This window comes from Streptomyces daqingensis, assembly GCF_014645895.1.
Taxonomy (GTDB): Bacteria; Actinomycetota; Actinomycetes; order Streptomycetales; family Streptomycetaceae; genus Streptomyces; species Streptomyces daqingensis.
In genome coordinates, this window is sequence record NZ_BMMP01000011.1 from 135,573 (window position 1) to 158,833 (window position 23,261).

The 23,261-nt window shown below is 71.9% G+C and carries 20 protein-coding genes and 1 pseudogene; 7 read left to right on the plus strand and 14 right to left on the minus strand.

Annotation, left to right across the window (positions count from 1 at the left end; genetic code table 11):
• Nucleotides 1-181: 181 nt before the first annotated feature.
• The 5 genes from afsQ1 to IEY56_RS17745 all read left to right on the plus strand — a co-directional run bounded on the left by afsQ1 (nucleotide 182) and on the right by IEY56_RS17745 (nucleotide 4,257).
• Nucleotides 182-859: a two-component system response regulator AfsQ1 gene (gene afsQ1, locus IEY56_RS17725; protein ID WP_078873923.1), complete on the plus strand. Its 678-nt coding sequence runs from the start codon at nucleotides 182-184 to the stop codon at nucleotides 857-859.
• Nucleotides 856-2,583: a sensor histidine kinase gene (locus IEY56_RS17730; RefSeq protein ID WP_373292115.1), complete on the plus strand. Its 1,728-nt coding sequence runs from the start codon at nucleotides 856-858 to the stop codon at nucleotides 2,581-2,583. Before afsQ1 ends, IEY56_RS17730 begins: the two co-directional genes overlap by 4 nt.
• Complete coding sequence (locus IEY56_RS17735) at nucleotides 2,580-3,326, plus strand: hypothetical protein (protein WP_229711975.1); 747 nt, start codon at nucleotides 2,580-2,582, stop codon at nucleotides 3,324-3,326. The genes IEY56_RS17730 and IEY56_RS17735 overlap by 4 nt, the downstream gene beginning before the upstream one ends.
• Before the next feature lie 58 nt (nucleotides 3,327-3,384).
• Nucleotides 3,385-3,981 (plus strand): VanZ family protein, encoded by a 597-nt coding sequence (locus IEY56_RS17740; RefSeq protein WP_189038190.1) that lies wholly within the window; start codon nucleotides 3,385-3,387, stop codon nucleotides 3,979-3,981.
• Between the two features lie 78 nt (nucleotides 3,982-4,059).
• A complete protein-coding gene (locus tag IEY56_RS17745; RefSeq protein ID WP_045862923.1) occupies nucleotides 4,060-4,257 on the plus strand; it encodes a PspC domain-containing protein in 198 nt (65 codons plus the stop codon).
• A gap of 81 nt (nucleotides 4,258-4,338) precedes the next feature.
• Here IEY56_RS17745 and IEY56_RS17750 read toward each other — a convergent pair whose 3' ends face one another.
• Nucleotides 4,339-4,752, minus strand: coding sequence for a hypothetical protein (locus IEY56_RS17750; RefSeq protein ID WP_189038191.1), 414 nt, complete (start codon nucleotides 4,750-4,752; stop codon nucleotides 4,339-4,341).
• A gap of 201 nt (nucleotides 4,753-4,953) precedes the next feature.
• Nucleotides 4,954-6,075, minus strand: a complete 1,122-nt coding sequence (locus IEY56_RS17755; protein WP_189038192.1) for an adenosine deaminase — start codon at nucleotides 6,073-6,075, stop codon at nucleotides 4,954-4,956.
• 149 nt (nucleotides 6,076-6,224) lie between these two features.
• Here IEY56_RS17755 and IEY56_RS17760 point away from each other — a divergent pair, with 149 nt between their 5' ends.
• Nucleotides 6,225-7,208 carry an alpha/beta fold hydrolase gene (locus tag IEY56_RS17760; RefSeq protein WP_308424151.1) on the plus strand — a complete coding sequence of 328 codons (984 nt, stop codon included), beginning with the start codon at nucleotides 6,225-6,227 and terminating at the stop codon, nucleotides 7,206-7,208.
• 113 nt (nucleotides 7,209-7,321) lie between these two features.
• On the opposite strand, the gene IEY56_RS17765 is transcribed toward IEY56_RS17760, so the two are convergent.
• Both IEY56_RS17765 and IEY56_RS17770 read right to left on the minus strand, forming a co-directional pair.
• Nucleotides 7,322-8,248 (minus strand): class I SAM-dependent methyltransferase, encoded by a 927-nt coding sequence (locus IEY56_RS17765; RefSeq protein ID WP_229711976.1) that lies wholly within the window; start codon nucleotides 8,246-8,248, stop codon nucleotides 7,322-7,324.
• A gap of 190 nt (nucleotides 8,249-8,438) precedes the next feature.
• Nucleotides 8,439-9,380, minus strand: a complete 942-nt coding sequence (locus tag IEY56_RS17770) for a LysR family transcriptional regulator (RefSeq protein WP_189038193.1) — start codon at nucleotides 9,378-9,380, stop codon at nucleotides 8,439-8,441.
• Between the two features lie 91 nt (nucleotides 9,381-9,471).
• Here IEY56_RS17770 and IEY56_RS17775 point away from each other — a divergent pair, with 91 nt between their 5' ends.
• Nucleotides 9,472-10,779 carry an MFS transporter gene (locus tag IEY56_RS17775; RefSeq protein ID WP_189038194.1) on the plus strand — a complete coding sequence of 436 codons (1,308 nt, stop codon included), beginning with the start codon at nucleotides 9,472-9,474 and terminating at the stop codon, nucleotides 10,777-10,779.
• 45 nt (nucleotides 10,780-10,824) lie between these two features.
• Here the strand turns inward: IEY56_RS17775 and IEY56_RS17780 are convergent, their stop codons facing one another.
• The 10 genes and pseudogenes from IEY56_RS17780 to IEY56_RS17825 all read right to left on the minus strand — a co-directional run bounded on the left by IEY56_RS17780 (nucleotide 10,825) and on the right by IEY56_RS17825 (nucleotide 23,167).
• Complete coding sequence (locus IEY56_RS17780; protein WP_189038195.1) at nucleotides 10,825-11,415, minus strand: Uma2 family endonuclease; 591 nt, start codon at nucleotides 11,413-11,415, stop codon at nucleotides 10,825-10,827.
• Nucleotides 11,416-11,519: 104 nt separating this feature from the next.
• Nucleotides 11,520-12,772: pseudogene (locus IEY56_RS17785) on the minus strand (thymidine phosphorylase).
• 164 nt (nucleotides 12,773-12,936) lie between these two features.
• Entirely contained in the window at nucleotides 12,937-13,350 is a 414-nt protein-coding gene (locus tag IEY56_RS17790; RefSeq protein WP_189038196.1) for a cytidine deaminase, read from the minus strand.
• The gene (locus IEY56_RS17795; protein WP_189038197.1) at nucleotides 13,347-14,690 is read right to left on the minus strand and encodes an ABC transporter permease; all 1,344 of its coding nucleotides are present in this window, start codon (nucleotides 14,688-14,690) and stop codon (nucleotides 13,347-13,349) included. Before IEY56_RS17795 ends, IEY56_RS17790 begins: the two co-directional genes overlap by 4 nt.
• Nucleotides 14,687-15,772 carry an ABC transporter permease gene (locus tag IEY56_RS17800; RefSeq protein ID WP_189038292.1) on the minus strand — a complete coding sequence of 362 codons (1,086 nt, stop codon included), beginning with the start codon at nucleotides 15,770-15,772 and terminating at the stop codon, nucleotides 14,687-14,689. The genes IEY56_RS17795 and IEY56_RS17800 overlap by 4 nt, the downstream gene beginning before the upstream one ends.
• A gap of 20 nt (nucleotides 15,773-15,792) precedes the next feature.
• Nucleotides 15,793-17,535 carry an ABC transporter ATP-binding protein gene (locus IEY56_RS17805; protein ID WP_189038293.1) on the minus strand — a complete coding sequence of 581 codons (1,743 nt, stop codon included), beginning with the start codon at nucleotides 17,533-17,535 and terminating at the stop codon, nucleotides 15,793-15,795.
• Between the two features lie 253 nt (nucleotides 17,536-17,788).
• The gene (locus IEY56_RS17810; protein ID WP_189038198.1) at nucleotides 17,789-18,826 is read right to left on the minus strand and encodes a BMP family lipoprotein; all 1,038 of its coding nucleotides are present in this window, start codon (nucleotides 18,824-18,826) and stop codon (nucleotides 17,789-17,791) included.
• A 397-nt stretch (nucleotides 18,827-19,223) separates the two neighbouring features.
• Entirely contained in the window at nucleotides 19,224-20,519 is a 1,296-nt protein-coding gene (locus tag IEY56_RS17815; protein WP_189038199.1) for an amidohydrolase, read from the minus strand.
• Between the two features lie 96 nt (nucleotides 20,520-20,615).
• Nucleotides 20,616-21,902 (minus strand): hypothetical protein, encoded by a 1,287-nt coding sequence (locus IEY56_RS17820; protein ID WP_373292118.1) that lies wholly within the window; start codon nucleotides 21,900-21,902, stop codon nucleotides 20,616-20,618.
• Between the two features lie 311 nt (nucleotides 21,903-22,213).
• Nucleotides 22,214-23,167: an N-acetylneuraminate synthase family protein gene (locus tag IEY56_RS17825; RefSeq protein ID WP_189038200.1), complete on the minus strand. Its 954-nt coding sequence runs from the start codon at nucleotides 23,165-23,167 to the stop codon at nucleotides 22,214-22,216.
• Nucleotides 23,168-23,261 lie beyond the last annotated feature (94 nt).

The window sequence follows — 23,261 nt, forward strand, 5'->3', positions numbered from 1 at the left end:
CCTCCCCTCTGAGCTGCGGCCCAGCACCGCCGGAAGGTGCTCGCGCGGCCTTGGCGGATCTCCGCGGGCCGTCCCGGCGCCTCTCGGTGAGCGGTTATCCCGGCGGCTGCGCGGGGGGCCGGGGGACCGTGACGCACAGCACGGTCGAAGTAGGAGGGGGGCATGGGACAGAATGGCCGGCGTGGCTTTCCTGTTGCTGATCGAGGACGACGACGCTGTACGTACAGCCCTGGAGATGGGTCTCACCCGCCAGGGCCACCGCGTGGTGACCGCCGCGTCCGGCGAGGACGGTCTCAAACTGCTGCGTGAGCAACGGCCGGACCTGATCGTGCTGGACGTGATGCTGCCGGGCATCGACGGCTTCGAGGTGTGCCGCCGCATCCGGCGCACCGACCAGTTGCCGATCATCCTGCTCACCGCCCGCAGTGACGACATCGACGTGGTCGTGGGGCTGGAGTCGGGCGCCGACGACTACGTGGTGAAGCCCGTCCAGGGCCGCGTGCTGGACGCCCGCATCCGCGCGGTGATGCGGCGCGGCGAGCGCGAGTCCAACGACGCGGCGACGTTCGGCTCGCTCGTCATCGACCGTTCCGCGATGACCGTCACCAAGAACGGTGAGGACCTCCAACTGACGCCCACCGAGCTGCGGTTGCTGCTGGAACTGAGCAGGCGGCCCGGACAGGCCCTGTCCCGGCAGCAGTTGCTGCGACTGGTGTGGGAGCACGACTACCTGGGCGACTCGCGGCTCGTGGACGCCTGCGTCCAGCGGCTCCGCGCGAAGGTCGAGGACGTGCCGTCGTCGCCCACGCTGATCCGCACGGTGCGAGGCGTCGGATACAGGCTGGACGCTCCGCAGTGAACGACCCGGCACAGCCGAGGTCGCGGGAGGGCGGGGGCAGCAGGGAGCGCGGAACGCGCCACGGCGAGGGACGCCCGCCGCGCCGGCCCGCGCAGGGCGGCGCGGCGGACAAGGGCCCCAATCCCCAGCAGAAGGCGCGGAGTTGGTTCGCAGGCGTGCTGCCGACGCTCCGGCTGCGGCTGGTCGTCGTGTTCGCGCTGGTGGCGCTGACGGCGGCCGTCTCGGCGTCCGGCATCGCGTACTGGCTCAACAGGGACGCCGTGCTCACCCGCACCCAGAACGCCGCGCTCAACGACTTCCGCAAGTCGATGGAGGACAACGCCGGCAGCCTGCCGCGGCGTTACGACTGCCGCCAACTGCGGGACGCGGCCGAGAAGATGGCCAGCACGTCGCAGAACTACGAGGTGATCCTCACCGGTGAGGACGCACGTGGCCTGATCTGCACCGCGACGTCCGACCAGGACGCCTTCACCACGTCGGACGTCCCCGCCGAGCTGCGCAACGCCGTCGCCAAGCGGCGGCCCGTCGACGTCGGCAACAGCCATCCGTACCACCTCTACTGGCAGCGGACGTCCGATGGCGGCGGCAGCGAGCCGTTCCTCGTCGGCGGCGCGAAGATGATCGGCGAGGGGCCCACCCCGTCGGGTTTCATGCGCAAGTCCCTGGGGCCCGAGCGGGACGATCTGAACTCCCTTGCCTGGTCGCTGGGCATCGCCACGGGGCTCGCCCTCGTCGGCGCCATGCTCCTCGCGCAGGCGGCGGCGACCACCGTGCTGCGTCCCGTGAGGCGGCTCGGGGACGCGGCACGGCGGCTCGGCGAGGGGAAGCTCGACACCCGTCTGAAGGTCTCTGGCACGGACGAACTGGCCGAACTGTCCCGCACGTTCAACAAGGCGGCGGAGTCCCTGGAGAACCGTGTCGCGGACCTCAGCGCCAGGGAGGAGTCCTCGCGCCGGTTCGTCGCCGACATGTCGCACGAGCTGCGGACCCCGATGACGGCGATCTCCGCCGTGACAGAGGTGCTGGAGGAGGAGCAGGACAACCTCGATCCCATGATCGCGCCGGCGGTGCAGCTGGTGGTCAGCGAGACCCGGCGGCTGAACGACCTGGTCGAGAACCTGATGGAGGTCACCCGCTTCGACGCGGGCACGGCGAAGCTCGTCCTCGACGACGTCGACGTCGCCGACCAGGTCACCGCCTGCATCGACGCGCGTGCCTGGCTCGACGCCGTCGAACTCGACGCGGACCGCGGCCTGATGGTGCGCCTCGACCCCCGCCGGCTCGACGTCATCCTGGCCAACCTCATCGGCAACGCGCTCAAGCACGGGGGTTCGCCCGTGCGGGTCTCCGTGCGGACCGAGGAGACGGCGGACGGCAGGGGCGAGCTCGTCATCGAGATCTCCGACCGCGGCCCGGGCATCCCGGAGGAGAAACTGCCGCACGTCTTCGAGCGGTTCTTCAAGGCCAGCGCCTCCCGGCCCCGTTCGGAGGGCAGCGGGCTGGGCCTGTCCATCGCCCAGGAGAACGCCCACATCCACGGCGGCTCCATCTCGGCCCGGAACGACCCCTCGCCGGAGGGCGGAGCGGTCTTCACCCTCCGCCTTCCGCGCGACACCGACGCCCGGCGTCCCGAGGAGGCGGACGACGCGGACGGCGGGACGGCGGAGAGCGGCGGGAACGGAACGGCCGGCGGAGAAGACGACGGCAGGAAGGACGGGCGGTGAAACGCGCGCAGTTCCTCGCGGCGTCCCGGCGGAAGCAGTACGTCCGTACGGACCGTCCGCGGCGTCCCGGCACGTCACGGCGCCGCACGGACCGGCTGCTGCGGGTGCCCGCGTCCCTGCGTACGGGGCTGCGCGCCGCCTCGGGGGCCCTCGTCGGGCTGGCCTTCCTCGGCGGCCTCGCCGCCGGCTGCGGCATCCGCTCCACCTCCGTACCCGTCGACGCGGGAGCCGCGCCGTCCCGGGTCGGCTGCGTACTGCCGGGCGACGGGGAGACGGCCGGCCGCGGCGGCAAGGGAAACCTGCCGGTGCGGGTCTACCTCGCCTGCGGCAATCGGGTCTCCCCCGTGGAACGCCATGTGGCGCTGCCCGACGGGGACGACTCGGAGAAGCTGCCCGTGGCCCGCGGCCTGCTCGACGCGCTGCAGGCGGAGCCCGACTCCGAGGAGGAGTCGGCCGGGTTCCGTACCGCTGTCCCCCGCGACCTGAAGGTCGAGGGCCCCGCCGAGGGCGATCCCCCCGGCGCGCTGCGGCTGAGTTCGCCGCTGGAGGAACTGCCGTCGTTCGCGCTGGCGCAGATCGTCTGCACGTACGCCGACACCGCCGCGAGCGGCAGCGACCGCTCAGTGATCCTCGGCGGCCCCGCGCGCGGCGGCGGGGACGGGCAGCGACTGCGGCGGTACGAGTGCGGGCCGGCGCTGCGGACCAGTCCGGAAGCCGCCGAGACGGCGGGAACACCTGCCTGACCCGGTACGCGGCGTGCCGACCGGAACCGCCGGACCCTGCCGCCGCGTCCGTGCTGGTGTGCAGCACCATGGCCGCGGCGGCGGAAGCGCCGCTCCCACATCCCGTATCCGCGTCGCAGGAGCCGTCCTGCTGACCGCGTATCTGGCGTTCGCCGGATGGGTCTCGCTGCGCCCGCTGTCGGTGCCGTGGGTCGCGCCGGCCAATCTGACGCCCTTCGCGACGATCCGCCCCGCTCTGCTCAGCGGCTCGCCCGGCGCACTGGCGGGGCTCGCCGAGGGGCTGCTGCTGCTCGCCCCCCTCGGGGTGCTGATGCCGCTGGCGGCGGGACGTCTGCACCGCTCCCTGCCGGGGACCTTCGCCGGCACCGTCTCTGCCGGAGCTCTCCTTTCGTCCCTGCTGGTGGTGCTCCAGTCGGGCGCGCCGGGCCACGTGCCGGACGTCGACTCGGTGCTGCTGAACACCGCGGGGGTCGCTCTCGTGTCGCTGCTGGTCTTCCCGCCGGTACGCGCCGCGCTCCTCAGGCGCTGCGAGGAGGGGCCGGCGCCCTTCGGGGAGGTCCTGGCGGGGCCGGGAACGTGCGATGCCCTCCACCGCCGGGAGGAGGCGGGTCAGGGTCCGACCCCGAGGACAGCGGGGGTCGGAATCGCCCCGTAGCCCGAGGCCGGGGGTGTGAACGGCCCCTAGCCTGGAAACTCGATACGTCGTAACGATCCGGAGTGAAGGAGTCGCGTCATGGCTGCACTTGCCCGTCCGCGTCAGGAACGGATGATCGGCGGTGTGTGTGCCGGGCTGGCACGCCGCTTCGGAATGAAGCCCAACACCATGCGGCTGATCTTCGTGGTGTCCTGCCTGCTGCCCGGACCGCAGTTCCTCGTCTACCTCGCGTTGTGGATCCTGCTTCCCAACGAGGGCGAGCGGACAGCCTGGTAGAGGAGCCGTCCCGGGAACGGGACACGAAGACGGCGGGCCCGCGCATCGAGTCGATGCGCGGGCCCGCCGTCGTGGGGCCTGTCAGAGACCCAGCCCGGAGGTGAGCGGGGAGCTGATCGGAAGGCCCAGCGGGCCCTTCTTGCTCTGCGGCTTCTGCGGGGCCTGCGGCGACTGCGGGTTCTGCGGCTTCTGCTGGAGCAGCCCCTCCGGGGTCTGCGCCTGCGGCTGGGCCTGCTGACCCTGCGGCTGGGACGTCTTCCCCTGCGGCTGCCCCTGCTGACCCTGCGGCTGGGCCTGCTGGTCTTGCGGCTGGCCCTGCTGGCCTTGCGGCTGGGACGTCTTCCCCTGCGGCTGCACCGCCTGGGTCTGCGGCTGGCCCTGGCCGGGGGCCGAGGGGGTGCCGGAGGTGTCGGCGGAAGCGACGCCCATCCCGGCGACGACGACGGCGGCGCTGATCACAGCGACGCTGAGGAGCTTCCTGGTTACCTGCTGCATGAGTTTCCGTCCTCATCGTTGGGGCTTGTTCAGCTCGGCGAACGTAGCGATCACCGCAGAACGCCACAAACACCCAGAGATGCGCGGAAGTCGGGCAGGTGATCCGATGAGCTTCTGTCACCGGCGCCTTGCCCGGACTCCCGCGATCAGCCGCCCCGGCGGCCCCGGCGGAAGACTTCGCAGGTCATACCCTCAGCGAGGTCAGTTGCTGAAGAGCCACTCGGACTTCAGCTCCGCATAGCCGGGCTTGATCACTTCATTGATCATGGGGAGACGTTCATCAAAAGGAATGAACGCGGACTTCATCGCATTGACGGTGAACCACTGCATGTCGTCGAGCGTGTAGCGGAACGTCTCCACGAGGTGCTCGAACTCCTGGCTCATGCTGGTGCCGCTCATGAGCCGATTGTCGGTGTTGACCGTCGCCCTGAAGTGGAGCCTGCGCAGCAGCCCGATGGGGTGCTCGGCGTACGAAGCGGCCGCCCCCGTCTGCAGGTTGGACGAGGGGCACAGTTCCAGGGGAATCCGCTTGTCACGGACGTACGAGGCGAGGCGGCCCAGCTTCACCGTCCCGTCGTCGTCGGCCTGGATGTCGTCGATGATGCGCACCCCGTGGCCGAGCCGGTCCGCGCCGCACCACTGGAGCGCCTGCCAGATCGACGGAAGACCGAAGGCCTCCCCCGCGTGGATCGTGAAGTGGTTGTTCTCCCGCTTGAGGTACTCGAAGGCGTCGAGGTGCCGGGTGGGAGGGTGACCCGCCTCCGCGCCGGCGATGTCGAACCCGACGACGCCCACGTCGCGGTACCTGTTGGCGAGTTCGGCGATCTCCAGGGCGCGCGCCGCGTGCCGCATCGCGGTGAGCAGCGCGCCGACGCGGATGCGGCCCCCCGTGGCACGGGCCCGCCGCTCGCCCTCGCGGAAGCCCTCGTTGACGGCCTCCACGACCTCTTCGAGCGTGAGGCCCTTCTCCAGGTGCTGTTCGGGCGCGAAGCGGACCTCCGCGTAGACGACGCCGTCCGCCGCCAGGTCCTCGGCGCACTCGGCCGCGACGCGGAAGAGCGCGTCACGTGTCTGCATGACGCCGACCGTGTGCGAGAACGTCTCCAGGTAGCGCTCCAGCGAACCGGAGTCGGCGGAGGCGCGGAACCAGCTCTCCAGCTTGGCCGCGTCGGTCTCGGGGAGGGCTTCGTACCCCGTCTCCCGGGCCAGTTCGACGATGGTGGCGGGCCGCAGGCCACCGTCGAGGTGGTCGTGCAGCAGCACCTTCGGGGCCCGGCGGATCTGCTCGGGTGTGGGAACGGTGTTGAGGGTCTGGCTCGTCATCTGCGTACTGTAGCTCCTACGCGCGTAGACGGCATCTGCACCACAACTTCCTTTTCGCCGCACCTGGTTGTGGCCGCGAAGCTGTTCGATATCCAATGGTGATCCAGTAGCGCCGTTCGCCCACTCGCGCTTCTGCCATCGTCTTCCCCATGGCTCAGCAAGCTTTGCCCGAGCGGGAGGCCCGACTGGGGCGGGCGATGGGCGCCGACGAGGACGGCACGGCACCGCACGCCGTGGTGGTGCTGCTGCCCGGGAGCGGGCTGCCCCGCAGCACCCGGCGGCCGTCGGCGGTCGCCGCGGCGGCGTTACGGCCTTTCGCACGGCGGCTGGTGCGCGCCGCGCTGCAGGGCGAGCCGGACTCCTCCCTGGTGGTCCACACCCTGCACTACCGCTACCGCGGCTGGAACGGGCAGGCGGCGCACCCCGCGCACGACGCGGAGTGGGCCGTCGCCGAAGTGGTGCGCCGCTACGGGGACGTTCCCGTCTGCCTGGCCGGCTTCGACGTCGGCGCGCGTGCGGCGCTGCGGGCCGCCGGGCACCCGATGGTGGAGTCCGTGCTGGCCGTCTCACCCTGGCTGCCGGAGACGGAGGACGGCCCGCCCGGCGGGACGGAGGAGCCCGGAGCCCGGGCGGCTCCCTCCGGTGCCGACGCGGAGAGTCCCGGTGTGGAGAGTCCCGGCGTGGAGGTGGGGGCCGCCGGCCGGAGGACCGCGGAGCAGCCCGGGAAGGTCGCCGCGGACGACGCCGGCGCGGAGCCGGACGGCCCACCGCGTGGCGCCCGGGCAGCGAACCGGGCCGCGTGCGAGTCCGAACCGGTCAGGCAACTGATCGGCAGGCACGTGCTGATGGTGCACGGCTCGGACGACGAGCACACAGCTCCGGAGCTGTCGTACCGGCTGGCGGAGCGGGCGAAGAAGTCGAACGCGAACGTGTGCCGCTTCGAAGTCCACACGGACGGCCACAGGTTGCGTCATCACCAGGCCGAAGTCGCCGCCCTGGCCGAGAACTTCATACTCGGCACGCTGTGCGGCAGGGAGTTCGCCCGGCCGCTCGTCGACGCGATGGCGGCGCCGCCCCCGCTCGGCCTCCGGATGCCGCTCGCCTCGGGCTTCGGGCGCAGCCTCCGCCGCTGACGGACCCGCCGGGACGGCCGGAGCGAGGAGCCCCGGTCCGTCCGGCAGGGTCCGGCGGCGGCTGAAGACCTGCCGACCGGGACCGCCCGCCGGGACGGCCGCGCGGCATGGCTTCAGGACGCGCGGCCCGTATGGACGGTGGTGGCCGTCAGGTAGAAGGCGTCCGGGCGGTGCATGATCCCGGTCGGGGCCTCCTCGTCGAGCAGGGCGTCCAGGGTGGCCCTGTCCTCCTCGTCCAACTCCTCCTCGAAGGAGGCGCGTTCACGCGACAGCCTGGCGTGCAGATGGCTGCGGGCGGTCTCGCCGAGCGGGGCCGGCAGCTCCGTGAGGAAGCTGCGGGTGCCCGCGGGGGTGAGACCGGCGCGTGCCAGCATCGCGGGCCAGTCCTCGACGCTTCGCGTGTGGCCCGGCAGGCCGGCGCGCATCGCACTGAACCAGTCCTCGGTCAGCGCCTCCAGACGTGCCGGCAGTCCCGGACGTCCGAAGCCGATGTCCCGGGGAAGGTAGCGGGGCGCGAGCCCGCGTTCGACGACGGCCAGCAGCCCGCCGGGGCGCACGGAGGCCGCCAGCGCGTCCAGAGCCGCCTGCTGGTCGCCGATGTGGTGCACGACGTGGCTGGTCCAGATGACGTCCGCACTGCCCAACCGGCCGAAGTCGTCGGGAAGTTGCGCCTCCAGCGTCGCCACGCGGCCGCCCACGCCCTCCCGTTCGGCGCGGGCGCGCGCCCGCTCCAGGAGGGCCGGCGTGCCGTCCACGGCGACGACCTCCGCCTGCGGGAACTCGCGGGCGAGCAGCGCCGTGTAGACGCCGGGGCCGCTGCCCACGTCCAGCAGCCGCCGGGCGATCTCGGGCCCGCACCCGCCTTCCAGAAGCAGGCCCCGCAGCCAGGCCGCGGCCTCCTCGGCGAAGGGGATGCGCATCTCCCCTTCCTGCTCGATGTAGTCGGCCATCGCCTCCCAGTCGACGTCCTCCTCGCCGTGCCCGTGCCCCTTGTCGTGTACGTGCCCGTGCCCGTGTCCCGCGTGTGTCCCGGCTCCCACGTCGTCCTCCTCGTCGTTGCGGATCCGTCGGCTGCACTGTTGCGGAGGGTGCGGCGTGCCGGGCGTCGGTGACAACTCGTGTTGCTGTTTCCGGGAAATAGAGCGATGAGATGGACGGCCCGGTCCTGCCACGGGGCCGGACCCCTGCCCCGCCGCCCGGGTCCCCGGCCCACCGGGCGCCGGGTACGCCTCAGCCCGAGAGCAGCCGGCCCCGCCGGCTCAGCAGGAAGTCCCTGAACGCCGCCACCGGGGGTGTGTCCGGCCGCCCCGCGGCCCAGGCGAGCCCGATCTCGCGAACCGCGCGCGGCGCCGAGACGGCCAGCTCTCGCACCCCCGGACGCGGGACCGCCGGCGGCGGAAGCAGGGCGACGCCCAGTCCCGCCGCGACGAGGCCCCGGATCGTCTCCGCCTCCTCCCCCTCGAACGCGACCCGCGGGGTGAACCCGGCCTGCGCGCACAGGGTTTCGAGGATGCGCCGCATCCCGTATCCCTTCTCCAGGGTCACGAAGTGCTCGTCGGCCGCCTCGGCCAGCCGGATGCGGCGCCGCGAGGCCAGCGGATGGTCCTCCGGTACGACCAGGCGCAGCCGCTGCTCGTCCAGGCGGCGGGCGACGAGGTCGGGGGCGTCGGGGACGGGCGAGGTGAGGCACAGGTCGAGGTCGCCCGCGCGCAGCCGGTCCAGCATGGCCTCGCCGTAGTTCTGGACGAGAGCGAACCGCACTCCCGGATGGCCGGCGCGGAAGGCCCGGATCAGCCCGGGGACGGTCTCCCAGCCGAGCGTGTGCAGGAACCCGAAGGCGACCTTGCCCTTAGACGGGTCGGCGTCAGCCCGTACCGACTCCGCCGCCTGCTCGACCGCGGCGAGCGCCCGCTCCGCTGACGCCAGGAAGGTCCGGCCCGCCGGTGTGAGGGCGAGCGCGCGGCCGCGGCGGGCGAACAGCGCGACGCCGAGGTCGCTCTCGAGACGGGCGATGCCGCGGCTCAACGTGGACTGCGGTACACCGAGTTCGGCCGCCGCCCGCGTCAGGTGCTCGTGCCGTGCCACGGCGGCGAACTGCGCCAGGCGCGGGGTGAGATTCGCCCCCCAGTCGGATGTGACCGGGATGTCTTTCTCGTTACGTACTGGTGACATGTCCCGCCCTAGCTGCCGTGATGCATGAGGGGAACGATTATCGCTGTTCTGTGCATTGGACGCATCAACGCCCCGTACGTAGCTTCGAAGCATGCCCACTGCCGATACCGGGGCGCTCACCAAGGTGCGCGCCTCCTCCGAGACCGCCGCGGCCACCCCCGCACCGGTCACCCACGTTCCCGACGCGTCGAAGCTCAGCCCCGGAGACCCCGGGCACAGCCGGATGCGTCTCGCCCTCTTCGCCGCAGGACTCGCCACCTTCGCGCTGCTGTACTCCACGCAGGCGCTGCTCCCCGAGATCTCCCGCGACCTGCACGCCGACCCCGGCCTCGCGAGCTGGACGGTCTCGGGCGCGACCATCGGCCTCGCCGTGGCGGTACTCCCCCTCGCCGCGCTGTCGGAACGGTTCGGGCGCCGGCGCCTCCTGACGATCTCGATGGCAGTCGCCGTCGCGCTCGCGCTGGTGATCCCCTTCGCGCCGGACCTCGGCACCCTGATCGCGCTCCGCACGCTCCAGGGTGCCGCCGTCGCGGGCGTCCCCGCGTCGGCGATGGCCTTCCTCGCCGACGAGGTGCGCGGAAAGTACCTGGTCGGCGCGACAGGGCTCTTCGTGGCCGGCAACAGCGTGGGCGGCATGAGCGGCCGCGTCCTCAGCGGCTGGGTGACGGAGGCGTGGGGCTGGCGCGCGGGTCTGGCGTCGGTGGCGCTCGCCTCGCTGGTGTGCGCGGTGGCGTTCCTGCTGCTCGTCCCCAAGGCCCGGCACTTCCGCCCCTCGCCTCTGAACGCGCGGGGTCTCGCCCGTACGGTCTCGGCGCATCTGCGCAACCCGCTGCTGGTGCGTCTCTACGCCATCGGCATGCTGTTCATGATCGTCTTCGGTGCGGTCTACACGGTGATCGGCTACCGGCTCGTGGCCGGACCCTTCGGGCTCTCGCAGGGCCTCGTCGGCTCGGTCTTCGTCATCTACCTGGTGGGGACGGCCACTTCGGCCGCCGCGGGCCGGATGAACGCCAGGCTGGGACGGCGCGGCATGCTGTACGTCGGCATCGGCACGGCCTCGGCGGGCCTGCTGCTGAGCCTGGCGGACAACCTGGGCGCGGTGGCCGCGGGGCTCGTCCTGATCACCGCGGGATTCTTCGCCGGACACGCCGTCGCGTCCGGCTCGGTCAGCCGCACCGCGACCGAGGGACGCGCCCAGGCGTCGGCGCTCTACCAGATGGCGTACTACACCGGCAGTTCGCTGGGCGGAGCCCTGGGCGCCGTCGCGTTCGCCGCGGGCGGCTGGAGCGCCACCGTCGTACTGGCGCTGACCGCGATGGTGCTGGCGGGCGCGGTGACGCTCTACGGCTCGCGGGCGGCCGCCGTACAGCGCCGCCGCCCGGTCGCCGCTCGGGCCTGACCCGCGGCCGGTCCGGTCCGGTCGGGACCGGACCGGGCCGGGCCGTCAGTCCAGCGGGAAGTCCGCCGTCTCCAGGGTGAGTTCGAAGGGCGCCGGAAGCCGGACGTCCTCGCCGGCCTTCACCGCCGTGTGGACGCGGTAGACGTCACCCGCCGGCTCCCCGAACACGGTGACGGTCGGACCGGCCGGGGCGTGCCCGTCCACCAGCAGGTAGAGCGGGACGCCGGCCTGGGCGTAGCCCGCGGGCTTGCTGATGCGGTCGTGCCCCGCGTTGGAGGGCGAGGTGATCTCGACGATCAGCTCGGCCGCGGCGGCGGGGATGTAGTTGCCGGGTTCGCGCAACGCGGCTTCTGGAACGACCACCAGGTCCGGGATGTAGAGGCCGCTCCGCGAGGGGACGGCGACCCCCAGCGTCTGGTAGATGCCCCAGTCCTCCGGGAGGGATCTCGTGAGGGCGCGCTGAATCTTCCAGGCGATGCTGTTGTGGTTGTTGGCGGGTGGCGGCGACACGGTGACGATCCCCTCGATGATCTCCACCCTGCTGCCCTCGGGCCCGTCGGTCCGGTCCCAGATCCGGACCAGATCGTCCCAGTCCCGGCCGTCAGCCGGGCCGTGGTCGACGGTGAGTGCGCTCATGGCGGTCTCCTTCTCGGTACGTCACCGACTCCAGCATGCCCAAGAGCTCCGCCACGGCGCTACGGACAAGCCGTCACCCGAAAGGGGTTGCGAGGTCAGCGGGGTCACACCACGCGTTCCAGAACGATCGGCGTGACCGCGAACTCCGTGCCCTGAGGTGCGATGTCGTACGCCCCCTCCAGCGCCTGCAGCGCGTACGCGAATTTCTCCGGGGTGTCCGTGTGCAGCGTCATCAGCGGGCGGCCCGCCGTGACCGGGTCACCGGGCTTGGCGTGCATCTCGATACCCGCCCCCGCCTGCACCGGGTCCTCCTTGCGGGCCCTGCCCGCGCCGAGCCGCCAGGCCGCGAGGCCCACGGCGTAGGCGTCGAGCCTGGTGACGATCCCGGACGCGGGCACCGTGACGGTGTGCTGCTCGCGGGCGGTGGGCAGCTCCGCGTCGGGGTCGCCGCCCTGTGCGGTGATCATCCGACGCCAGTGGTCCATGGCGCTGCCGTCGGCGAGTGCCTTCGCCGGATCCGCGTCGGGGAAGCCCGCCGCCGTGAGCATCTCCCGGGCCAGGGAGAGCGTCAGCTCGACGACGTCCGCGGGGCCGCCGCCCGCCAGCACCTCGACCGACTCGCGGACCTCCAGTGCGTTGCCCGCCGTGCCTCCCAGCGGGGTGGCCATGTCGGTGATCAGCGCCCGGGTGCGCACGCCGTGGTCGTTGCCCAGCCCGACCATGGTGGAGGCTTCATGAACGCGCCGGAGCCGACCTTCACGTCGAGGACGAGCGAGCCCGTGCCCTCCGCGATCTTCTTGCTCATGATGGAGCTGGCGATGAGCGGGATCGACTCGACGGTCCCGGTGACGTCGCGCAGCGCGTACAGCTTCCGGTCGGCGGGGGCCAGCCCGTCCCCGGCGGCGCAGATGACGGCCCCGGTGTCGCGGAGGACGCCGAGCATCTCCTCGTTGCTGAGCGCCGCCCGCCACCCCGGGATCGACTCCAGCTTGTCGAGGGTGCCGCCGGTGTGGCCGAGCCCGCGGCCGGAGAGCTGCGGTACGGCCGCGCCGCAGGCGGCGACGAGCGGGGCGAGCGGCAGCGTGATCTTGTCGCCGACGCCGCCCGTCGAGTGCTTGTCGGCCGTGGGCCTGCTGAGGGAGGCGAAGTCCATCCGCTCGCCGGAGGCGATCATCGCCCCGGTCCAGCGGGCGATCTCGTCCCGCGACATGCCGTTGAGCAGGATCGCCATCGCGAGCGCCGACATCTGCTCGTCGGCGACCTCGCCGCGCGTGTACGCGTCGATCACCCAGTCGATCTGCTCGCTGCTGAGCGCTCCGCGGTCGCGTTTCGTACGGATGACGGAGATGACGTCCATGGACATATAGCGGGAGTCTCCTTCACGCGGGGGCGGGAAACCGGACGGGGGCGAATGTCACGGACGTGGGCGTGGCAGACGTCCGTGGCGAAAGGGATGGAGGCGGCGAACCGCGGGCCGGCCGGATCCCTGTGTGGGCGGCCGGCCGGCCCGCGGGCGTCCCGTCAGCGTTTCAGATCGGAGGCGCCGAAGGCGCCGGGCAGCAGGTCGGCCAGCGTGCGGATGCCGTCCTCCGTCTCCATGAGGAGTTCCGGACCGCCGTGCTCCCACAGCAGCTGACGGCACCGCCCGCAGGGCATCAGCACGTCCCCGTGCCTGTCGACGCAGGTGAAAGCGGTCAGCCGGCCGCCGCCCGAGGCCATCAGCGACGAGATCAGCCCGCACTCCGCGCAGAGGGCCACGCCGAAGGCGGCGTTCTCCACGTTGCAGCCGACGACCGTACGGCCGTCGTCGGCCAGGGCCGCCGCGCCGACGGGGAAGCCGGAGTAGGGGGCGTAGGCCCGGGACAACATGTCCCGGGCCGAGGCACGCAGCGCGGCCCAGTCGACGTCCGTACCGCCGGCCGGGTCGTGCGTCATGTGCCCTGCCCCCGGCGATAGGAGCGTCCGATGGCCTTGGGCGGCCTGAGCCGCTGCGCGGCAAGCGAGAGCACCAGCAGTGTGGTGATGTACGGGCTCATCTCGACGAACTCCAGGGGAACGGTGTCCGTCACCAGATACCACACGAGCAGGCCCGCGGCGGCCACCCCGGAGAGCGCCGCCTGGATCACGCCGCCCTTGCGCAGCTTCCACAGCGCGAGTGCCGCGAGCAGCACCGCGACGAGCAGGAGCAGCGCGTGCACGGTCGGGCCGCCGCCGCGGAGCTGGAGCGCGTCCATGAAGCCGAAGAGGCCGGCGCCCATGGCGACACCGCCCGGCCGCCAGTTGCCGAAGATCATGGTGGCCAGGCCGATGTACCCGCGGCCGCCCGTCTGCTGGTCCTGGTAGATGTGCACGCCGATCGCCAGGAAGGCGCCGCCCAGGCCCGCGAGCGCGCCGGAGACGACGACGGCGGCGTACTTGTAGCGCAGCACGTTGACCCCGAGGGTCTCCGCGGCGATCGGGCTCTCGCCGCAGGAGCGCAGCCGGAGCCCGAAGGACGAGCGCCACAGCGCGAAGAAGCTGCCCACGAAGAGCCCGACGGCCAGCAGCGCGAGCCACGAGACGTTGCTCACCAGGGCGCCGAGGATGCCTGCCAGGTCGGATACGAGGAACAGGTGCTGCTTCTCGACGGCCTGCAGCCCGTCGGCCAGGCCGGGCACGCTGAACGTCGGCATGTCCGCCATGGGCGGCGACTGCTTGTCGTTGCCGCCCGCCTGCGCCGCCGCGCTGCCCTCCGCGCCGAACCACAGCTTGGCGAGGAACTGCACGACGCCGAGCGCCAGGATGTTCACCGCGACACCGGAGACGATGTGGTCGACGCCGAACGTCACCGTCGCGACGGCATGGATGAGCCCGCCGAGCGCGCCGCCGACGATCCCGGCGAGGGCCGCGACCCACGGGCCGTGCTGCCAGCCCATCCAGCCCGCGGCGAAGGCGCCGAGCATCATCATGCCTTCCAGGCCGATGTTGATGACCCCCGCGCGTTCCGACCACAGCCCGCCGAGGCCGGCCAGCCCGATGGGGATGGCGGCGCCCAGCGCGGCCGAGTACTGGCCGCTGGAGGTGACCTCGTTCGATCCTGTGACGATGCGCAGCAGGGAGAGCGTGACGAGCCCGACCGCGATGATCAGCAGGACCACCGGATAGGACAGCTTCCGCCCGCCGGTGAGCTTCGTCTTCAACGAGGGGCGGTCGCCCTTTCCGCCGCCCCGGCCACTGGGTTCTTTCCGCGTGCCGGGGGCCGATCCCTCTGCCTCGGCAGTGATGTTCGTGCTCATGCGGACACCTCCGCCTTCTTCTCGCGCTTACGGGCCTGCTTGGCGAGCTGCTCGCCGACTTGACGCTGCTGCATGCGGAGCCCGTAGCGGCGCACCACCTCGTAGGCGATGACGACGCAGAGGACGATGACGCCCTGCATCACGCCGACGATCTCCTGCGCGTACTCCTCGAACTCCAGCTGCGTGCCCGTACGTTCGAGGAAGCCCCAGAGCAGCGCGCCGAGCGCCATGCCGACCGGGTGGTTGCGCCCCAGCAGCGCGATGGCGATGCCGGTGAAGCCGATGCCCGCGGGGAAGTCGGTGCCGTAGTTGAAGGACTTGTTCAGCAGGGTGGGCATTCCGACGAGGCCCGCGACCAGGCCGGAGAGCACCATCGACGTGACGACCATCCGCTTCACGCTGACGCCGCTCGCGGAGGCCGCGGACTCCGAACGTCCCACCGCCCGCAGGTCGAAGCCGAAGCGGGTGCGGCCCAGCACGAACCAGTAGGCGGCGCCCGTCACGACGGCGAGGATCAGGGTTCCGTCGATCGGGTCGGGCGTCGTCGGGATCGTGAAGAAGTGGCTGGACGCCGGGATGTCCGGCGTGTGGAAGAGGTTGCCGTCCTTCACGGCCAGCCTGCCGTCCTGCAGGAAGTAGCCGATCGTCGAGGCGGCGATGAAGTTCAGCATGATCGTCGTGACGACCTCGCTGACCCCGCGGGTCGTCTTCAGCAGACCCGCGATCCCCGACCACACAGCGCCCACCAGCATCGCGACCAGGAGGATCAGCGGGATCTGGATGAAGCCGGGAAGGGTGAGCGCCCCGCCGAGGACCGCCGCGCAGAACGCGGCGATGCGGTACTGGCCGTCGACGCCGATGTTGAACAGGTTCATGCGGAAGCCGATGGCCACCGCGACGGCCGCCAGGTAATACGGGATCGCCTTGTTGATGATCCAGACCTGGCTGTCGCTCTTGATGCCGAAGTCGAGCATCACGTAGAAGGCGTGGAACGGGTCCTTGCCGGTGACGCCGATGACGCCGGAGGTGATGACGAGCGCTGCGACGAGTGCGAGCAGGGGCGCGCCGATCGCCAGGACCATCCGGTCCTTGTCGAACTTCTTCACCGCGCGTCGCCTCCTTCCGGTGCGTCGGAGCCCTCGGAGGCGTCCGCGGACGCCTTCCGGAGCCCGTCGGGTATGGCGTCCTGCCGGGGAACGGCGGCCTCGGCGGCCGGCCGGGGGGCGTCCTGTGCCGCGCCCGCGCCGTCCCCGCCGTGGTCGAGGTGGCCGCTGGCCGCGCCGGTCATGGCGGAGCCCAGCTCCTCCGGGGTGACGGTCGCCGGGTCCGCGTCGGCGACGAGCCGTCCGCGGTACATCACGCGCAGCGTGTCGGACAGGCCGATCAGCTCGTCCAGGTCCGCTGAGATCAGCAGGACGGCCAGGCCCTCACGCCTTGCGGCGCGGATCTGGTCCCAGATCTGCGCCTGGGCGCCGACGTCGACACCGCGGGTGGGGTGCGCGGCGATCAGCAGCTTCGGGTGGTGGCTCATCTCCCGGCCGAAGATCAGCTTCTGCTGGTTGCCGCCGGAGAGCGACGCGGCCGTGACCTCGATGCCGGGCGTGCGCACGTCGTACTCGTGGACGATGCGCTGCGTGTCGTTGCGGGCGCCGCGCAGGTCGAGCAACTGGCCCTTGCTGTTGGGGTGTTCGGTGACGTGCCCCAGGATGCGGTTCTCCCAGAGGGTGCCCTCCAGGAGCAGCCCGTGCCGGTGCCGGTCCTCGGGGATGTAGCCGATGCCGCCCTCGCGGCGGGCCCGGGTGGAGAGCGCCGTGATGTCCTCGGCGTCGAGCGTGACCGAACCGCTCTCCAGCTCGCGCATCCCCATGACGGCCTCGACGAGTTCGGCCTGGCCGTTGCCCTCGACGCCGGCGACGCCCAGGACCTCGCCCTTGTGGATCGTGAACGCGATGCCGTCCAGCACGGCGCGTTCCGCCCCGTCGGTGTCGGTCGCGGTGAGACGCAGATCCTTCACGCGCAGCACGGGCGTCGACGTCACGGTCGACTCGCGGGTCTCCGGCGACGGCAGTTCACTGCCGACCATGAGCTCGGCGAGCTGCTTCGGCGAGGTCTCCGCGGGCTTCACCGACGCGACGGTCGTGCCGCGCCGGATGACGGTGATGTCGTCGGCGACGGAGAGGACCTCGCCCAGCTTGTGCGAGATGAACAGCACCGTCAGGCCTTCGGCCTTCAGCTCCCGCAGGTTCTCGAAGAGCGCGTCCACCTCCTGCGGCACCAGGACGGCCGTCGGCTCGTCGAGGATGAGGGTCCGCGCGCCCCGGTAGAGGACCTTGAGGATCTCCACGCGCTGCCGGTCGGCGACTCCGAGCTCCTCGACGAGGACGTCCGGGCGTATCCCCAGCCGGTAGGCGTCCGAGAGCTCCATGATCCGGTCGCGGGCGCGGCCGCTGATCCCGTACAGCCCCTCGGCCCCCAGCACGGTGTTCTCCAGCACCGTCAGGTTGTCCGCGAGCATGAAGTGCTGGTGCACCATGCCGATTCCGCGGGCGATGGCGTCACCGGGAGTGGAGAAGGAGACCTGCTCGCCGCCGACGGCGATGGTGCCCTCGTCCGGCTTCTGCATGCCGTAGAGGATCTTCATCAGGGTCGACTTGCCGGCGCCGTTCTCACCGACGAGGGCGTGCACGGTGCCGCGCCGGACGGTGATGTCGATGTCGTGGTTCGCCACGACGCCCGGGAACCGCTTGGTGATGCGGCGCAGTTCGACCGCGGGCGCGGAATCCGTGCCCTTCGCCGGGTCCGCCGCCGCGCCGGCCGCCGGTGGGCTGCTGCTGGACGTTGAAATGACGCACTCTCCTGAAACGCCGCTGCTCGGTGGGGGGTTCGGCGGGCCCCGGACACGCCGGGCCGGCCTCGGAGTCGGTTCCTCGTGCCCGGGCCCGGCGCCGCGGCGGGGCCGTGGGACGTCATCGGGCGCATCCGCAGGCTGCCGCCTGTGAACGCGCCCGATCACGAACTCCCGGCCGGCCCTCCCGCGGACGGGGGCCGCAGCCGACGGCCGGTCCCCGCCCTCGGACGGGGACCGCCGGCGGCCCCGGTCACTTCTTCGGGGAATCCGCGACCTTGATCTTGCCGTCGACGATCTCCTTCTTGGCCTTGTCGATGTCCTTCTGGATGTCGTCGATGAAGCCGCCGGACGTGGCGAGCGAGACGCCGTCCTCCTTCAGGTCGAAGGAGGTGGTGCCGTCCATCGGCTTGCCGTCCTTGACGCTCTTGACGAGGTCGTAGACCGCGACGTCGACGTTCTTCACGGCCGAAGTGAGGATCGCGTCCTTGTACTTGGCGAGGCCGGGCTGCTGGTACTGGTCGGAGTCGACGCCGATCGCCCAGGTGCCCTTCTTCTTGCTGATGACCTCGATGGAGCCCACGCCCGACTGGCCGGCGGCGGAGTAGATCACGTCGTTGTCCGCGTCGAGCATGCCCTTGGCCTTGGCCTTGGCCGCGGCGGGGTCGTTGAAGCCCTTGGTGTTGGTCGGGTACAGGTACTGCGAGGTGACCTTGACCTTGGGGTCGGTGTCCTTCACGCCCTGCGCGAAGCCGGCCTCGAACTTCTGAATGAGGGCGTTGTTGACGCCGCCTATGAAGCCGACCTTCTTCGTCTTCGTCTTCTTCGCGGCGGCGACGCCCGCCAGGTAGGACGCCTCGTGCTCGGCGAACACCAGGCCGGCGACGTTCTTCTGCTTCGACGGGGAGTCCACGACGCCGAAGGTGGTCTTCGGGAACTTCTCGGCGACCTTGTTGATCGACTTGCCGTAGTCGAACCCGACGCCGATGACGGGGTTGTAACCCGCCTCGGCCAGCGAGGTCAGCCGCTGCTCGCGGTCCGCCTCCGTCTCGTCGTTCCCGGCGGTCATCTCCTTGGACTTGACCCCGAGTTCCTTCTCGGCCTTGTCCACGCCGCGAGCCGCCGCCTCGTTGAAGGAGTGGTCGTCACGGCCGCCGACGTCGAAGGCCAGGCCGACACCCTTGTCCTTCTTGCCGGCGGAATCAGTTGAACTCTCACCGCACGCGGTGGCGGTCAGGGCGAGGGCCGCGGTGGTGGTGACCGCGGCAGCAAGCTTGGTTACCCGACGCAAGAGGACGTCCCCTTCGGCTCTTGGAAGCGCCTCTTCCGGCGCTGGTTTCCGGCACACATTAACGCGCGTAGATTTCACGTAAAGACTTGCCGGAATGCTGTTATCGGATCGGTGCCAAGGGCCGCTTCACACCCGCCTCCAGGCGGGCTCCTCGCTGCTCAGCGTGTACGCGCACGCGCCCCGTGTGACAGTCGCGGAGCGTCTGCCGGCGGGCTTCGGCACATATGGCGGGGCGGACGGCCGGAAGCGTCTCGCGCGGCACACGGCACGCGCGGTCCGCGGCACATGGGTCCGCGGGAGGTTCGGCGGTGCGGCCGGTCAGTGGCGCACCGCGCCCGGCGAGGTCTGGGCGCCCGGCTGGGGGACCGGGCGCCGGAGCGGGCGGGGGTGCGGCCGGTCAGCGGCCGGTGCGGTGCGGCTCCGGGGTGTCGAGCAGGGCCGCCGCCGTGAAGAGCTCGACGCCGACCTTGATCGCGTGCTCGTCCGCGTCGAAGTCACCCTGGTGCAGGTCGCGCGCGTGACGCTCGCCGGGCGTACGCACGCCGAGCCGCGCCATCGCACCGGGAACGTGCTCCAGGTACCAGCTGAAGTCCTCGCCGCCCAGGCTCTGTTCGGTGTCCTCGACGGCGGGGGTGCCGCGGCGGGCCGTCATCGCCGTGCGCAGCAGCTCGGTGGAGCTCTGCTCGTTGACGACGGGCGGGACGCCGCGGACGTAGGTGATCTCGGACTTCGCCCGGTGCAGCGTGGCCGTCTCGTCGATGGCGGCGTGCACCAGGTCCGGAGCCTCACGCCAGGTGTCCAGCTCCAGGCAGCGCAGGGTGCCGGAGAGTTCCGCCCGCTGCGGGATGACGTTGCAGGCGTGGCCCGACTCGATGCGTCCCCAGGTGAGGGCCAGCCCGGCACGGGCGTCCACCCGGCGGGACAGCAGCGCGGGCACCTCGGTGACGAGCTTCGCCGCGGCTGTGACCAGGTCCGTGGTCAGGTGCGGGCGGGCGGTGTGGCCGCCGGCTCCGTTGAGGGTGACCTCGACGCGGTCGCAGGCCGAGGTGATCGGACCGGGTCGCAGTCCGATTCGGCCCGCGTCGACGCGGGGGTCGCAGTGGACGGCCAGGATGCGGCCGACGCCGTCGAGGGCGCCGCCGTCGATGGCATCGGTGGCGCCTCCGGGCAGCACCTCCTCGGCAGGCTGGAAGAGGAGCCTCACGGAGCGCGTGAGATGTCCGCCGCGGGCCAGGTCCGCGAGCACGAGCCCTGCCCCGAGCACGGCCGTGGTGTGCACGTCGTGTCCGCAGGCGTGGGCGCGGTCGGGGACGGTCGAGCGGTAGGGCACCGACTTGGTGTCCGGGATGGGCAGCGCGTCGATGTCCGCGCGAAGGGCCAGCATGGGGCGTACGCCGTCCCACCGCTCCGCGAGTCCGGGGTGGACGTCGCAGACGAGGCCGGTGCCCATGGGCAGGATGCGGGGTTGAAGTCCAGCCTTCTCCAAACGTGACTTGATCGCGGCTGTCGTACGGAACTCCTGGTTGCCGAGTTCCGGGTGCATGTGCAGGTCGCGTCTGAACGCGACGAGCTCTTCGCGAAGCTCTTCGGGCAGTCTGCCGGGCAGCTCAGGTACCACACCCAGCAGGGCGGCCTCGACTGCTGCTTCGCCGGTCGGGTCCACCTCCGGCTCGGGGGACAGGACTCTGTTCATATGCGCAGGGTAGGCGCATTCAGGCCACCGCAGACAGCGGATCCCGCAAAGTTCAGCCCCTCAGGCGACCAGAAATCTCGGGAGGCGGAGATTATGTCAGTTTGCCGGTGGGTATAACTGTGCGCTCGCTCTCCCGGCTGGGCCCGCCCCCGGAGCGATGGCGGGACGCGGAGGCGTGCGGGCCCCGCTCCCCGGGTCGCTCTCCCCGTGCCCGCCGGCGGCGGAGGACGAGGCAGCGGGGGCGGCGGACGGGGCAGAAGGGGTGTCGGCGGGGCGGGACGCGGTGGAGGCGGCAGGTCCCAGCCGGCGTACGTTCCGGGCGCTGCCCGTCACACCCGAGAGGAACCCCTCCGCGCGAGGAGAAGCGCCCGCTGTCAGCCACGTCCGGTCCACGTCGCACACCGCCACCGTGACCGGCGTGCCCGCGAGAGCGAGCGGCAGCGTGTGCACCACGGTCGACGGAAAGCTCAGGATCGTACGGCCGACGGGGCCCCTGCGTGCCACCAGCTCCAGGGGAAGGTCCGGCCGGACGATCTCCAGACCCGTCACGGCGGCGACCCGGGCGAGCTTCTCGCCGCTCTCGCGCCGGTGGGCGAAGTAGCGGGCGGCCCCGTGCGCGCGCGCCAGCTCTGCGACGCCTTCGAGGTACCGCTCCAGATCCACGACGCCGGTCTCCACGAGGGACGTCCCGACGAGGTCGGTGCCGCGGGTGAGCCGGGGCGGACCGAAACGGGACCGGGTCCAGGCGAAGTCGTTGGCCCTCACGGTCACGCCCGTCCCACGGAGCCGGCCGGCCGAGGCGTCGACCGGCATGGAGCTGAAGATCTCGACGCTGCGCCGCGCCTCCTGGGCGCTTTCCCCGCTCCCGCCGGCCGGCGGGCGGGGCGTGAGACGGGAGCGGGCGCGCCGCGCGAAAGGCGCGAAGAGCACGTCCTGCGCTCCCCCCGCTCCCTTGCGGTGCCAGCGCACGAGGCGCTCCCCCTGGGCGAGCTGGGAGACGAACTCCATCGTCGCCGTGCCGTCGTCGACGACGACGACGCTGCGGGCGGCCGTCAGCGTGAGCATGAGCTGCACGTAGCGGGAGAAGGGGTCGCCTATGACGACACGGCGCGCGCGGCGCAGCTCCCCCGCCAGCGAGCCGACGGTCTTCAGCGGCGCCGCCGGGCCGCCGCGGGCCTCCTCCCAGCGCACGGCGATCCCCTCGTCCCGGGCCAGCTCCGCGACGCGGCGGAGCTGGCCGCGGGTCATCGGATCGCGGGGCGAGAGGACGACGACGGTCAGCAGGCGCCCGTCCCCCGCCTCGTCCGCTGCGGGGAACGGCGTCACGGCGGCGGGCGGCGGGGAACCGGCGTCCCGATGCGCCCACTCCAGGACGTTGAGCATCTGGACGGGGCTCTCCACGAAGGCGAGCGTCCCGCCGTGCCTTTTCCGGGGCAGGCCCCGGGGGCGGCGGGACGCGGCACCCGGCTTCGCCGCCACCGCCTTCCCCCCGGCCTGCTCCGCCGCCTTCTCGGCTGTATCCGTCGCCCCTTCCGAGGGGCTCCCCTCGGCCTGCTCCGCCGACGGTTCGCCGTGCACCGGCGCGGGCTCGTCCGGACTCGCGTCCAGGGGCACGTCCGGGTGCACGTCCCGGTGCACGGACTCGGGCACCTGCCCGTCGGGTGGGCTCACGGCACGGCTCCGTACTCCCCCGGTCAGACGGAGACCGGCTCGCGGCGGACGGACCCGGATTCGGCCCCGGTCCCGGTCTCCGCCTCGGCGACGACGCCCTTGACGCGGCGCAGCTTCTGCATCGGCTTCAGCTCGCTCTCGTACACCTTCTTCACGCCGTCGCCCAGCGACTCCTCGATCGTGCGGATGTCGCGGACCAGCCGCTGGAGGCCGCCCGGTTCGACGGACGCGGCCTGGTCGGAGCCCCACATGGCGCGGTCGAGAGTGATGTGCCGCTCGACGAAGCAGGCGCCCAGCGCCACGGCGGCGAGACTGGTCTGCAGCCCGGTCTCGTGGCCGCTGTAGCCGACCGGGACGTTGGGGAACTCGTTCTGCAGCGTGTGGATCATCCGCAGGTTGAGCTCGGCCGCCTTCGCCGGGTAAGTCGAAGTGGCGTGGCAGAGGACGATGTTCTCGCTGCCCAGCACCTCCACGGCGTGGCGGATCTGCTTCGGCGTCGACATGCCGGTGGAGAGGACCACCGTGCGGCCGGTGGCGCGTACGGCCCGCAGCAGCTCGTCGTCCGTGAGCGAGGCGGAGGCCACCTTGTAACAGGGGACGCCGAACTTCTCGAGGAACGCGACGGACTCCACGTCCCACGGCGAGGCGAACCAGTCGACGCCGCGCTCGGCGCAGTGCTCGGCAATCGCGCGGTAGCCGTCCTCGTCGAACTCGACGCGGTGCCGGTAGTCGATGTAGGTCATCCTTCCCCAGGGAGTGTCCCGTTCGACGTCCCACTGGTCGCGCGGAGTGCAGACCTCGGGGGTGCGCTTCTGGAACTTCACGGCGTCGCAGCCGGCTTCGGCCGCCGCGTCGATCAGAGCGAAGGCGTTCTCCAGCTCGCCGTTGTGGTTGATGCCGATCTCGCCGGTGACGTACACGGGGTGGCCGGGGCCCACGGTCTTCGTGCCGAGGGTGCGCAGACGGTCGGTGCTCATCTGGTCCGTTCTCTTTCTGTTTCGGGTTTCTGTTTCGGGTTCTCTTCGGATCGTTTGGGGGTCGGTTTGCGGGTTCCGGTGGGCGGGCCGTGCG